The organism is Algibacillus agarilyticus (genome assembly GCF_003286125.1).
In the GTDB taxonomy this organism is placed as follows: domain Bacteria; phylum Pseudomonadota; class Gammaproteobacteria; order Enterobacterales; family Alteromonadaceae; genus Algibacillus; species Algibacillus agarilyticus.
Genome location: NZ_QMED01000006.1, coordinates 133610 through 148171, shown reverse-complemented (window position 1 = coordinate 148171; position 14562 = coordinate 133610). Strand labels below are relative to the sequence as shown.

At 40.2% G+C, this 14562-nt stretch carries 7 protein-coding genes; 2 read left to right on the top strand and 5 right to left on the bottom strand.

Annotation, left to right across the window (positions count from 1 at the left end; translation table 11 throughout):
• Positions 1–498: 498 nt before the first annotated feature.
• From DPX34_RS07230 to DPX34_RS07210, 5 genes are all read right to left on the bottom strand, one after another.
• A complete protein-coding gene (locus DPX34_RS07230) occupies positions 499–1653 on the bottom strand; it encodes an MFS transporter (protein ID WP_111977737.1) in 1155 nt (384 codons plus the stop codon).
• Positions 1654–1716: 63 nt separating this feature from the next.
• Entirely contained in the window at positions 1717–2730 is a 1014-nt protein-coding gene (locus DPX34_RS07225; protein ID WP_111977736.1) for a LacI family DNA-binding transcriptional regulator, read from the bottom strand.
• Positions 2731–2912: 182 nt separating this feature from the next.
• Entirely contained in the window at positions 2913–5438 is a 2526-nt protein-coding gene (locus DPX34_RS07220) for a cellulase family glycosylhydrolase (RefSeq protein WP_111977735.1), read from the bottom strand.
• A gap of 35 nt (positions 5439–5473) precedes the next feature.
• Positions 5474–7147, bottom strand: coding sequence for a CRTAC1 family protein (locus tag DPX34_RS07215; protein WP_111977734.1), 1674 nt, complete (start codon positions 7145–7147; stop codon positions 5474–5476).
• Positions 7148–7152: 5 nt separating this feature from the next.
• Positions 7153–9510, bottom strand: a complete 2358-nt coding sequence (locus DPX34_RS07210; RefSeq protein WP_111977733.1) for a TonB-dependent receptor — start codon at positions 9508–9510, stop codon at positions 7153–7155.
• A 542-nt stretch (positions 9511–10052) separates the two neighbouring features.
• On the opposite strand from DPX34_RS07210, the gene DPX34_RS07205 reads away from it, so the two are divergent.
• Positions 10053–12554 (top strand): glycoside hydrolase family 3 protein, encoded by a 2502-nt coding sequence (locus tag DPX34_RS07205; protein ID WP_111977732.1) that lies wholly within the window; start codon positions 10053–10055, stop codon positions 12552–12554.
• Positions 12555–12571: 17 nt separating this feature from the next.
• Positions 12572–14527: a vanadium-dependent haloperoxidase gene (locus tag DPX34_RS07200; protein WP_111977731.1), complete on the top strand. Its 1956-nt coding sequence runs from the start codon at positions 12572–12574 to the stop codon at positions 14525–14527.
• Positions 14528–14562 lie beyond the last annotated feature (35 nt).

Genomic DNA, 14562 nt, shown 5'->3' with positions numbered 1-14562 from the left:
TGCAATTTTAAAAGGTGATATGGCCTTGATTGTTGCTAGTTTAGCATAGGTTAGATTAAGTGTTGTTAGCCTATCTTTAATCTATTTTTATTCTATAGTCTTCTCGCTCAGGTTTTATGGTTCATTGTCAGCGCTTACTCTCGACTTTGGCTCCTGCGTCGTTCTAACACCTAAATCCATTTAGGCGGCCCCAATCACATAGTAGAGCATATGCTCATGAGGTCTCGAAGCTTGACGGCTTCCCCTAAAACCCGATCGCTTTGACTATAATAATGTTCTAGTTCTCGAGATGAATAAATTTTGCACCCCCGTTGATACAAAAACTATCTTTAGGCTGGGCAACGTTTTAATGATCTAGTTGCGCCAAATAGAAATGCTTTAACTCTGTATAAGGGGGCTGTGTTGCCCGAAAAGAGCCACCTAAAATAGCCTCGTTCAGGGGGTAAATAACATTGTTCGGTGCGCTAGTGCCAATTTGATAGCGGGGGCAACTTGCGCTTAAATTTTTTGAGTTTGCATCATTTTTAGCCCACTTAAAATCGCGATAAATAAGGCCACTAATGCAAAAGCAGTCGAAATACCAAACGTTCCAGAGTGGCTCCAATCCCATGTTAATCCTGCTATACCCGCTCCTAATGCTGCGCCAGCGCTAACACAAACTGAATTATAAATGGCTTGTCCACGGCCTTGGTGTTCCGGTTTAAATTCAACTTGAATGCGTTCCATCATAATTGAATGAATAGCGCTAAACGTAAATGCATGTAAAGTTTGTGAAAACATAAGTACAATTAATGAATCAGCAAAAAAGGTAATACTGGCCCAGCGAACAATTGCCATTACTAAGCTAATCAGTAATATAAAATGCCAAGAAAGATGTTTAAATAACTTATTAATAACGATGAACATAAGTATTTCAGCGACTACGGCTGTTGTCCACAGGGCACCTATTGTGCCACTGCTGTAACCTAACGCTTCTAGGTAAATACTAAAAAAAGTGTAATAAATGCCGTGACTTATATTAACGAATAAAATAGCGGTAAGTAATAAAACCATTGTTGGTTTTTTTAATGTGTTAAGTAAACCGCCTGAGCTTTGCTTTTCTTGTTGTTGTGTTGAGTCTTGAATAAGCAGTGTGCTTATCCAAAGCAAAATAAATAAGCATAACGTGACATGTGGGAAATAATGAATAGAGGTCTGTTCGAAAAACAACCCCAACAAAGATACAGCACCGACAAAACCGATTGAGCCCCACATCCTAACTCGACCGTAACTGATGGCGGTTCCTTTTATACTGGTTAGTGTTACCACTTCAAATTGCGCAATAAGACCTTGCCAGCAGAAACTAAAAGTGGCAACGACAAAAATAATGCTCCAATAGCTTTGTGTCCAAAATAATAACGCAAAAGAAAAGCAGGCTAATAAATTACCTAGTTGAATTATTTTACCACGGCGACCCGTTTTGTCGCTTAACCAACCCCAAAAATTAGGCGCTACAATATTAGAGGCTAATAGAATAGCACTGGTTAATGCGATTAATGACGTTGAATAGCCGTTAGCTTTTAAGTAAACGCCGAAGAAAGGTAAAATAGACCCTAATATGGCACAATAAAAGAAGTAAAAACTAGATAATGAAAGGTATTTTTTTATCAACAAAAGTAATTAATCCTCTATTGTATGTTTGAATCATCATTCATGATGAACATGATAAAAGCTAATTTATCGCGGCGCTTTGGTACTTCCTCGCTGCATTAATTTGTGCGGCATAATATTAAGCTGTTTTTCGGGCGTTCGGCCTTCAATAAGATCAATTAAGGTGTTGGCACAAGTTTCACCTATTGTGCTTAGTGGCTGGGCAACACTGGTTAAAGGCGGGTAGCAATACTGAGCAAATAAAATATCATCAATGCCAATGACAGATATATCGTCCGGTATTGAAAAGTCGAGCTCTCTTAACGCATGCATTGCACCTATTGCCATCATATCGCCAAAACAAAATAGAGCGGTGGGCCTTTGCCGTTGCTGCAGTAGCTTTTTTACCCCTGCAACCCCCGATTCTGTTGTGTAATTGCCGTAGTAAACTAACTTCTCTTCAAAGGGTAAACCGGCCGCCGATAATACGTTTTTCATACCTTGTAAGCGTTGAACTGTACTGCGATGTGATTCGATGCCTGCTATTGCCGCAATAGTCGTATGACCTTGATCAATTAAGTGCTGAACTGCGGTTTCGGCAATTGCAACATTGTCTACCACAACCTTTGGTATATCAGCGTGCTCAACGACTTCTGCAGTACTTACAATGGGTGGAAGATTGTTAATAATGTTTTTATGTACTTTAGTGTTAAAAGGCAAACGTTGTGACGAAATAATGATCCCATCTGCTTGGCTGCTCATTAATAAGTCACCAAACTGGAACTCACGTGAAGGATCTTCTTGAGTATCACCGAGTAGAACAGAGTAACCTTTAGCCATCGCGACTTTTTCAATAGAGCGAACAATAGGTGAAAAATAGGGGTTAGTTATATCGGGTGTGATGACAACAATATTACCTGAACGACCATTACGCAAACTAGCACCGAGTTTATTTGGCGTAAAGCCAAGTTCATCTACAACAGCCATCACTTTTTTGCGTGTTTTAGGCGAAACTATATCTGGATTACGTAATGTTCTCGATACGGTGGCTTGACATACTCCCGCTCTTTGCGCGATATCCTTGATTCTTAGATTTGACATAGTGAATGATATTCTCGTTTTAAACGAATAGTGATTTCGATTTCATTTGGTATTTTATCAGTGAAAGACTTAATTAAATACCTTTTTATTTTGACGATGTACATAGGGGGAACCTCATTAGGCTTGAATAATAAAATACCCAAACAACGTTAATTGTTTGGGTATCTTTATCGTCTTTATGATTAATCTTTTGTAAAGCTAATCCAATTGAAGTTCCATTCTTTACCTTGTGATACAAAACGTAACGTTTGTTGTCCTTCGCTTAATGTCACCTTTGAGGTGATCGTGACATAGTCTTGCCAACCACCTGTTGAAGGAATGGTAACAGTGTCTACTGTTGTGCCATCAAATTGCATTTCAAAGCCATCACTTCCGGGTAACGTGGCTAAGCGATATGAAACCGTATACTCACCTGCTTCTAAAACTTTTACATCATAGCTTACCCAGCGATCAATTTCGAAGTGACCAATGTTAAATCCGCCGCCTTCGTCGCCTGCTGTTTCGGTTTCTACACCAGGGTGGGCGGCACTGTAACTTTCAGCTTCTAGCTTACCTGGGATTGGGTAGAAGGTATCACCGCTCGCTTCAATGTTACTACCGTAACCTTGGTCTATATCGTTGTAGGCTGCAACATAGTAATAGTAGGTAATACCACTACTAATGCTTTCATCAAGGTATTGGGTTGTATCGGCACTGCCAATAGCTTTGAAGCCCGAACGAGGTGCCGTGGATCTAAATATTTTATAACCATTTATATCACCCGTGCTTGGTTGCCATGTTAACGCGACCGAATTGTCTGTAACGGTTAAATTAAGATCTGTTGGTTTTGTTGGGATATTGGTGAAAATTTTCGGTTTTTCGTCAGCGGTTAATGCATCGACAACACCTTGATTTATAACATAATCCATCGTGCCAAATGACTCGAAGAAGGTATTAATATCATTAAGTGATGAATTATTTACATCGATACTTGGTAGTGAACGACCGGTTACATCTACCCATTCTTGCGGCATATCAGGGACTAAGTAGATTTCAGCCCACATATCGTTGTTGTTGTCACCATTATCTTTAAATTTACCTGAGATGGTGTAAGATTGCCCACCTTCTACTTCTACGGCTTGGTAAATTAAACTGTGGTTACCTGCAGGAGATGTAATTCTGAGCCCATGGCCTGTATCACTACCCGCAAATTCACCGGCGGCATATTGAAAATCGTAAGTGCGTGGATCGCCCCAAAGTGAAACTTCCGTCCATGAATCATCACTGCCAAAGTCACCATTTATGAGAATATTTTCGCCAGTGGTGTCATTGGTTAATTTAATATTGTCGTAAGTGACATCGGTACCATTGAAAGCCCCTGTTTTAATAACAAGGTACATCGTTTTACTGCCTTCGCCTTGATAAGGGGTTGTGCTACGGGCGGCACCGTCACAGGCATTAGCAAATGTGCTTTCCCAGTCATTACAAGCCCAAGTTTGTGCTTTAACTAATAATTGATCACCGGTGTTGGTTACTAAGCCCCATTGGCCGCCACCTTGACCGCCTGCATTTGATAATGTTTTATATGACCAAGCTGTTGCCGCCCAATTTAAATCATTAAATGTATCAAACGTCGCTCGTGTAATATCACCGCCTAAATCACCCAAGCCTAGCCAAGGTTGAGTCTCGCCGACTAAAACGGGGGTGTAAACTTTACTTAAACGCGTGGCCCAATCACAAACACCTGTTTCGCCATTTTCACCACAAGTTAACCAATCTCTGTGAACTTCATACCCTGTTTCTCCCCAGCCAAATAGTCCAGGATACTGATGTATTTCAAAGGCTACATTTTCCATGCCCAAATCATAAGGGTCGCCATATGCTTTTATCCCGTCAGAATTATGTCCTGGTAAAATAATGATGTGGTTGGTATCAATAGCTCTAATGGCTTTATATAAATCAACCGAAACGTCTTTTAATGTTTCAGAGTCAGTACCCCAAGGTTCATTTAGTAAGCCATAACCCGCAACTGTTGCTTCATCTTTGTATTTTGCTGCTATTTGTTGCCATAACCACGCCGTACGATCTTGGTATTCGTTATTATTCCAAAGTTCATTTTTACCTGCACAGCCAGAGTGTTGCTCTTCGCCTTGGCGGCCAACTGCACCGTGTAAATCGAGGATAATGTACATCTGGCGTTCTTTAGCTTCTGCGATGGCACGATCAAGATAAACCCAAGCATCTTCATTTAATGTTTTAGGCATATCATCATTTTCAATTAGATCGTATAAAAAGGGAACTCTAACAACATTAAAACCGCTTGCTTTAATAACATCCCAGTCTTTACTGGTGATCCAATTATCGCGAAATTTTGTAAATATGTTTTTTATTTCATCATCTGTGAATCGAGATTCTAATGCGGCTTCTAAAGTACATTGATCGGTAATGCCATCACCAAAGGGGGCTTCAGAACCAAACATCCACATTTCCATGGCGAGCCAATTACCTAAGTTGATCCCACGCAGAGATACTTTTTGATTTTCTTGATTCATCCACATCGTACCGTCTTGTTTTAGCATTGAATACGATTCTTGACCTGGTTTTGGTTGTACTATAGGTGATTGCACTGGCGTTTTAGGTGCGGGTGCTTCGCTATTACAACCTTGTAATGCCATGATTAAAGCAACACTTATGCCGCTTAGTTTTAAGCTTGTTATTTTACTTTTCATAGAGTCCTCTAATTACCTTGTTGTGATCGTTTAAATTATTTATTTGGGTGTTTAATTGTGTATGTTTGATTGGCATTTATTTCTTTGATGGATGTTATTTGACCATCCGGCCATTCAATTCGTAATTCATCTATCCGAGTGTATTGGGCTAGGCTGAAGTATTGCTGTGTAGGGTTTTGTGACGTAAAATTATTGCCCGAAGAGACTTCTCGCATTTGAGTCAAGTCTCCTGCGGTAACAAATATTTTTGCGCCAATAGCTTGTGTATTGGGTTCTTTTCCTTGCAAATTAATTACAAAATTATTGGCTTGACTATTATTTTGATAAAGGATCGCGCTGGTATCATCGTTATTCAAAACTAAAATATCCACATCGCCATCTTGGTCACTATCAAAGCAGCTGATAGCACGGCCTTGTTCTTGATCCGTAATGCCCGCTGCAAATGATTCTTCATTAAAACGAATAAAGGCGTTGTCTTTTTGTGCTTGCGCACGATCAGATAGAAATAGGCGAGAATGGTCTTGACCATAATCGATATCAAATAGGCCAGCCGACCAGCCATTAACATGAAATATGTCTAAGTATCCATCACCGTTAAAATCAGCGAGGCAGGCCGCCCATCCCCAACCGCCATCTGCTAAACCGAGCTGGTCTGTTGCATCGCTAAAAATTTCATCGCTGTTTACGTTATTGAATTCATTAATGTATAGGCGATTACCGGGAGAGCTTAAGCCATAAATTGCGCTAACAAACCAATCTAAATCACCGTCGTTATCAATATCGCCGATCGCTGAACCCATGCCATTTTCATCTTTAATGACTTGTGTTGTTGCATTTTTAAAGCGACCGTTTTTTTGATTGATAAAAACTTGTGAAGTACCGTAATCTGCAACAACTAAAAGGTCAGGGTAGTTGTCGTTATTAATATCGTTAAAGCTAGCCGCAAACGAATAATCAGTCTGATCACCAAACATGGCGGTGCTAGTGGGTTTTGTGATGATTTGAGTTGCAATACCACTTGCTTCAGAGACATTAATAAATTGATTGTTTCCTTGGTTTTGCCAGAGATGTTGCTTTGGTGCACTGGCTGGTACTCCCCAATGGGTTAAAAATAGATCAAGTAAGCCATCTTTGTTGTAGTCACCAAATGACGCAGAAATCGTATTACTTGCGGTTATTTCATGTAAACCTGCTTTTGCGGTTATATCTTCAAACTTAATATTACCTTGCTGATCTTGTGTATTTTCAAACAAAAAGCTTGGATGACCTTCTATACCGCCAATAAATAAATCTAAATCGGCATCGCCATCGATATCAGCAAAAGTAGGGCCGCAGCCCCAATGCTTTTGAATATTGAGGCCGACATCAAGACTGACTTCTTTATATTGATTATTACCTAAGTTTTTGTATAAAAGATGATGACCTATATCACCCCGTACAATAAAGACATCGAGTAATTGATCGTTGTCAAAATCACCTACCGCTAAACCCCCGCAAAACTTTTGTACTTCGGTTAAGTTCGTCATACGCTCATAACCATTAACATAGTTAATGCCGCTTGTTGCGGTAATATTAGTGAACAATTTACTGGCGACAGTATTTTGCTCTGTTGTTTTTACTTCAGTGTTATCTGCTTGCTGAGTTGATTCACCACAGGCACCGAGTAAATAACATAGGCTAATTAAATGTAATTTTGACAACGTTTTCATCGAAATTAGAACCTTGTATTAAAACGTATGCCAAACGTTCGTGGTTCACTATAACGACCCGGCGCACCTTCAACGGTGCCATTATCGGTGGTTGAGCTTGAACGCGTCATTTCATCGGTTAAGTTATTAACATAGAGATCTAATGACCAATCACCTTCAGCAGGGAAGTACTTTAAGCCAACATTCACTTTTGAATGCGCATCTTGGCCGTAAGCATCGGTGCCATAGTAGGTTCCACTTTGCTCTACATCGCCTACGGTGTTGTTAATTGGTGATGATATTTCGTTTTGATCTCTAAAAAAGACGTTATCGACATAACGAACATTAATACGGGGTTGAATGTCGCCTCGTTCAGTTGAGAAGTCCCAACTAAAGTTAGCGCTAAATGATACTTCAGGTGATTGTGGCAGATTATTTCCACTTAAATTATATAAGCCCGCTTTTTCACCTTCGGTGACGAGTGGGTTACCTGGGTTATCTCCCCCACTAGCTGAGTAGTATTCGGTATAGGTTGCATCTAATAAAGAACCTGAAAAATCGAGTTGACCTGCGCTGCCAATTAACCAGGTTAATTCTGCTTCAAACCCCGCAATTTCTGCAGCGGCTACGTTGCTATTGATGACTTGTTTTTTCTCTTCATCCCAACCTGAACGGATTAGATCTGTGTAATCAATAAAGAATGCTGATAAGTTTAAACGCATATCACCTAAGTCAGTGTCGAAATCTGATTTTGTCCCTATTTCGTAACTAACACTTTCTTCTGGTCGAGTGGATTCACCTGCATCTTGAATTTCACCGGCTCTATAACCTGTGCCTATGCTGGCATAAAGCAAATGATCATTAACGGTATAATCGGCTCTCAACAAATAAGTTAACTTGTCTGATTCGGCTTCAATATCGTTACGTACACCTGCCGCGCATTGGCCTCTTTTTCGCTCTAACCCGGTGTTATCATCTAATCTATCTTTGCCAATGCTTCCATCTGAATTGATCAAAAAGTCTTCAAATACAGAGAGGTCGCTTCCACCTAAGGTTGGACGTATAAATTCACCCCCGCAATCGGTAATATTTCTGCCTCCGCGGTCATATTTTAAATCATCTGTATAACGTATACCGGCGGTTACATTTAAATCGTCAGTCAGTGCATAATTGGCTTGGAAATATGCTGCGGCTGATTCTGTTCCTCGTGCAGGTTGGATAAACGTTGCACCGCCTTGTAACCAAGATCCTTGTCCATCAAAATCAAATCGAATATCTGTTTCTTCAGCGAAATAATAAACACCTGTTGTCCAGCTAAGACTACCTGAACCAATACTTTGTAGTTTTATTTCGTGGCTGTTAGCACTTGAATATTGATACTCGGTTCGTGCTTCTTGAAAGCGAGAAAGAACCCCTGCATCTTGATCCACGATTTGATGACGGTCGAGTTTTGAATAACCCGTAATGTATTCAATATTCACATTGTTTGAAATATCGTAGCTTACGGTAGACCGAAATACGTTGCTTACCATGTCAAGTGAGTAGGGTGAATCGATAAAGGCATTAAAGTTACCTTTTTTGACTTCAACTGGGTTAAGTAAAACCCCGTGGTTACCGGTATCTGAAAATGTTTCATAACTGGCGGTCCAATTTAAAGAGTCAGTTAAGTTCCACACTCCCGTTATACGAGCTGACCGTACGTCTTTATTATTTAGTTTTGTGTTTGTATTGGCTACACGGCCGGTTTCAAGGCCACTGTAATTATGCATCGAGCCTCGAGGATCAACATCGATGGCATTAACCCATCCATCATCTTGTTCCATATAACCGGCAACCCGAAAAGATAAATTATCGGTGACTGGCAGCGTGATACCCCCTGATAATTGTTGGCGATTATAGTTACCGTATGTCATTTGGAAATCACCTTCAAAGGTATCTCCTGGTTTTACAGTGTCGAGTAAAAGTGCGCCACCGGTATTATTTCTACCAAATAAGGTGCCTTGTGGGCCACGTAATACTTGAATACCTTCGAGATCATACATTAGGGCTAAAGCGCCTTGGGCTCGCGCCGCAAAAACCCCATCAACATAAACACCAACACCTTGGTCTCCTGTTTCTGTTGGGTTGTTTGTGCCTACGCCGCGAATGTATATTTTTATATCTGACTGATCTTCTTGGCCGGAAATAACAAGAGAGGGAACGAAACCGGTTAAACCTGTTACATCAGCAATATATTGCTCTGCTAGGTTTTCTTGGCTTAAAGCGGTTACGGCAATTGGTGTTTCTTGTAGGTTTGCTACTTTACGCTCGGCTGATACGACAATGACTTCGAGTTCTCTGTCGCTATCATCTGCTTGTTCTTCTGCCGCAAATGCGCTTGACATCGTAAGACCACCTATTAAGGCGTAGGTGATTGATTGACTTAATATACTTTTCTTGTTTGGTTTGTGCATTTGATTGTCTTCCATCGTTATATTTTTTATGACGCTATCTACAATTGGTTAAAAAACGGCTTTCATTTACTAAATTCTCAAATGATTTCGATTTCATTCTTCCATAGCCTTGTGTTTATGTAAACACTTTGTAACTAAAAATATTAAAAAAAGATCGGTCAACGATGTTTTATTAATTATGAAATATAGTGTTTTTTTATTTAAATTATTGTTTTTAGTGTATTTATTTATCTTTTAGTTAGTTTTATCTTTTATTTAATATTTTTTTTAACTTGTTTTGTCTGTTTACATTAATAATTTTATTTGTTAATACTATAAATGAAATCGAAATCATTTTGTGTTCTGGTTTCTTTTTTTATATTTTAAAATGAAATCGAAATCATTTTTAGGCATGTTAACGTTTGTATTTATTTATGAATACAAACGCTATTTAGGTTATTGGCTATAAGCCTGTATTTTATCGGTAAAGGTGTATGAAAAATCACAGTTTAAATAAGATGAGCGTTGTATCTGTATTATCTGCTATGTTGCTACAAGCTTGTTCAGTTCAAGATGATCAACTGGCAATGCCTGTTAAACAGGTTGACGATGTTGAGCAAAAAATTAAGTCGATTATGTCGACAATGACACTCGAGCAAAAAATTGGCCAGATGTTACAGCCAGAAATTAGATCGATAACACCAGCTGAAGTCGAGCAATACCATATTGGCTCGATCCTTAATGGAGGCGGAGCCTTCCCTGCTAACAATAAGCATGCCTCTATTCAAGAATGGGTTGCTTTAGCAGATGAATATTACCACGCATCAATGAGTCGTAAACCGGGTCGTACGCCTATTCCTATTATTTGGGGGACAGATGCTGTTCACGGACATAATAATGTTATTGGTGCAACGTTATTTCCTCATAATATTGGTTTAGGTGCTGCAAATAACCCTGCGTTGATTGAAAAAATTGCACAGATCACCGCGAAAGAAGTTGCTGTAACGGGGATAGATTGGACCTTTGCACCCACATTAGCGGTTGTTAGGGATGACCGTTGGGGGCGAACTTATGAGAGTTATTCTGAAGATCCTGCGATTGTTAAAACATATGCTAAAAGTATGGTCCAAGGCCTACAAGGTAGAGCTTCAGATGCTTTTAGCTCAAACCATATTGTTGCAACGGCTAAGCATTTTGTCGGTGATGGTGGTACAGAATTTGGTGATGATCAAGGCAATACTCAGTTAAGTGAATCTGAACTATTTAAGATCCATGCACAAGGTTATTACACTGCGCTTGATGCCGATGTACAAACCGTGATGGTTTCATACAGCAGTTGGAATGGCCAAAAAATGCATGGCCAGAAATATTTAATTACCGATGTCCTTAAAAATAAAATGGCGTTTGATGGCATTGTTGTTAGTGATTGGAATGGTATTGGGCAAGTCGCTGGGTGCACCAATGACAATTGTGCTGCTGCAATTAATGCGGGTATTGATTTGTTTATGGTGCCTGATACATGGAAAACGTGGATCGCTAATACATTATCGCAAGTCAAAAGTGGCATTGTGCCGATGTCGCGCATTGATGATGCTGTAACACGTATATTGCGCGTTAAATTGCGCACAGGATTATTTGAAGCTGGTGCTCCAAGCACTCGTGAATTAGCTGGGCGTTCAGAGCTTGTGGGTTCAACTGCGCATCGTGAAGTGGCAAAACAAGCGGTGCGTGAATCACTTGTTTTACTTAAGAATAACAATGATACCTTGCCTTTAAGCCCTGAACTTAACATTTTAGTCGCAGGTGAAGGGGCTGATAATATTCCAATGCAGAACGGTGGTTGGACGATCAGCTGGCAAGGTACCGGCAATGTGAATGGTGACTTCCCTGGTGGATCTTCAATTTATCAAGGTATTAAAGATAAAGTTGAATCGGCAGGTGGGCAAGCCCTTTTAAGCAAAGATGGTCATTATATTACTAAGCCTGACGTCGCGGTTGTCGTTGTTGGTGAGCAACCTTACACTGAGTTTTTAGGTGACATTCAAAATTTAGAAAGTCTAGAGTTTGAACAAAAAAATAAAAAAACGTTGCGCCTTTTACAATCATTAAAAGAAAAAGGTATTCCGACGGTTACTGTTTTACTGTCGGGACGACCTTTATGGGTTAATAAAGAGATTAATAAATCGGATGCCTTTGTTGCGGCTTGGCTACCGGGAACCGAAGGTGACGCTATTGCTGATGTGCTGTTTAAAACTAACTCTGGTGATGTTAATCATGATTTTAGTGGCAAGTTAAGTTTTAGTTGGCCGGGTGATGCCTGTCAATCGATCGTTAATGTAGGTGATGCTGATTACAACCCTTTATTTCAATATGGCTACGGCTTAACTTATCAAGATAAGCATACGGTTAATTTATTAAGTGAAAAAGGGGCTGCGTTATTAGGTTGCCAATTACAGTCTGGTAAACCTAAATCGCCATTATTGGTTGATTTAACGACGTCGCAGTGGCAGGTGTTTATTGATTCTGCTGCAGGTCAACACACCCCTGTAGATCATAACGAAATTATAACGCCTGATGTTACGGTAAAACCAGATCAAACGGGCATGAGTGTAACGGCTAATTTCAACCCGAATAGCCAATCAACTATATCGATACGCAGTGATGAGCTCGTTAATTTATTGCCTTATTTAGCGCATAACGCCACGTTAAATTGGCTAGTTCGAGTTAATTCGCCATTTAAAGGGAATGTAAAAGCGAGGATTGATTGTGGTTTACCTTGCTCTGGCGATGTTGATATTACCGACGCATTGCAACGGAACTCAGTCGGTGAGTGGCAAACTTTAAGTATTGATCTTGCTTGTTATGTTCCTGGTACCGATTTAAGGAAAGTTATTTCTCCTTTCGTTATTACCGCTTCTGATGCGCTTTCTATTAACTTGGCGGGTGGCAGTATCAATATCGCTGATAAGCCTGCCGATATTCAGTGCGCTAAGTAAGCAATAAGGTGACTAAAATGATCAAACATTTTACTGGCGTTATCTTATTTGTATTTCTATTAGGCTGCAATAACGGCCTTGAATCTACAAGTAATGAAGAAGTTAATTCAGATCGCGATATTTCTAAGCGAACAGAGCATTCTATTGCACGTATGTGGAATGAAGTGTTATTAGAGGCGATTAGAAATGATTTTGCTCGACCGACTGTTCATGCGCGTAATTTGTGGCATGTATCGGCTGCTATGTATGATGCTTGGTCATTTTATGAATCGAGTACAACAGAATATTTACTGGGTAATAAAGTTGGCCATTTTTCATGTCTGGCAGAGCCGGTTCCTATAACTACTTCTGTACGTAGTGCTCAAGAAGAGGCAATTAGTTATGCTGCTTATCGTATAATTATTAAGCGTTTTTCTAATTCGCCTGGTGCTCGGGTCATCAAAGCAAAAGCTGACACTTTAATGGCCAGTTTAGGCTATGACACAAACTTAGATAGTTTAGGTTTTAGTACAGCTGCTGCTGTTGGTAATTCGATTGCGGCTTGTTATTTAAGTTTTGGTTTACAAGATGGATCGAATGAAGAGAATGATTATGCTAACCAATCTTATAAGCCTGTAAACCCGCCGCTTATTTTAAGCTTAGATTCTGTTGGTAACCCTGATCTTGTTGATTTTAATCGATGGCAGCCGCTTGATATCCCTGGTTATATTGACCAAGCCGGTAATCCGATAACGGAACCTCCTGCATTTCTAGGGGCAGAGTGGGGCAACGTTCAACCTTTTTCATTATCTGAAAATGATAAACATGTTTTTTCAGATAATGGTATTGATTATCCACTGTATTTTGATCCTGGTATGCCGCCATTGATTACAGGGGAGTTAAGTGATGAATATAAATGGACGTTTGCGATGGTGGCTATTTGGTCTGCTCAATTGGATCAAACTGATAACGTACTTTGGGATATTTCACCTAATCGTTTAGGGAATATTTCATCTTTACCGGATTCTTTTAAAGATCATCCCCACTTTTATTCTTTTTTTGATGGCGGGGATAAAGGTCAGGGATATGCTATTAACCCTAAAACGGGTGAACCTTATAAAGCGCAATGGGTACCTCGAGGTGATTATACACGTGTATTAGCTGAGTTTTGGGCTGATGGCCCTGATTCTGAAACACCACCTGGCCATTGGTTTGTTATTTTAAATATGGTTAATGATCATCCTGAGTTAACAAAAAAATGGGCTGGTACAGGTTCTGTTTTAACGAATTTAGAATGGGATATTAAAAGTTACTTTGCTTTAGGCGGCGCCTTGCACGATTCGGCCATTGCGGCTTGGGGCGTTAAGGGGCGTTATGATTATATTAGACCTGTCTCTGCTATTCGTGCCATGGCTGAGCTAGGTCAGAGTAGTGACTCTGCTTTGCCTGCTTACCATGTTAATGGCCTTCCTTTATATGAAAATTACATTGAGCTGGTGCAATTTGACGATCCTTTAGTTGGACCCGCGCAAGAAAACCTACATAAAATTAAAATCAAAGCTTGGCGTGGCCCTCGTTTTGTCAACGATCCTGAAAATGACCAAGCCGGTGTCGGTTGGATTTTAGCTGAAAATTGGTGGCCTTATCAACGTCCGTCTTTTGTTACACCGCCTTTTGCTGGCTATGTATCAGGGCATTCAACTTTTTCACGTGCTGCGGCAGAGTTACTAACGGCTATTACTGGCGATGAATATTTTCCTGGAGGGATGAGCGAATTTCATATTAAAGCTAACGCGTTTTTAGTTTTTGAGCAAGGACCGAGTCGCGATTTAACGTTGCAATGGGCGACTTACCGTGATGCGTCGGATCAATGTAGCTTGTCTCGTATTTGGGGCGGCATTCATCCACCCGCTGATGATATTCCTGGGCGCTTGATGGGTGAACGGATCGGTAAAGGGGCGTTTGAAAAAGCACAACATTATTTTAATAACTAATACAACGATCGGTTGTCGATCGTTGGCAGCCGATG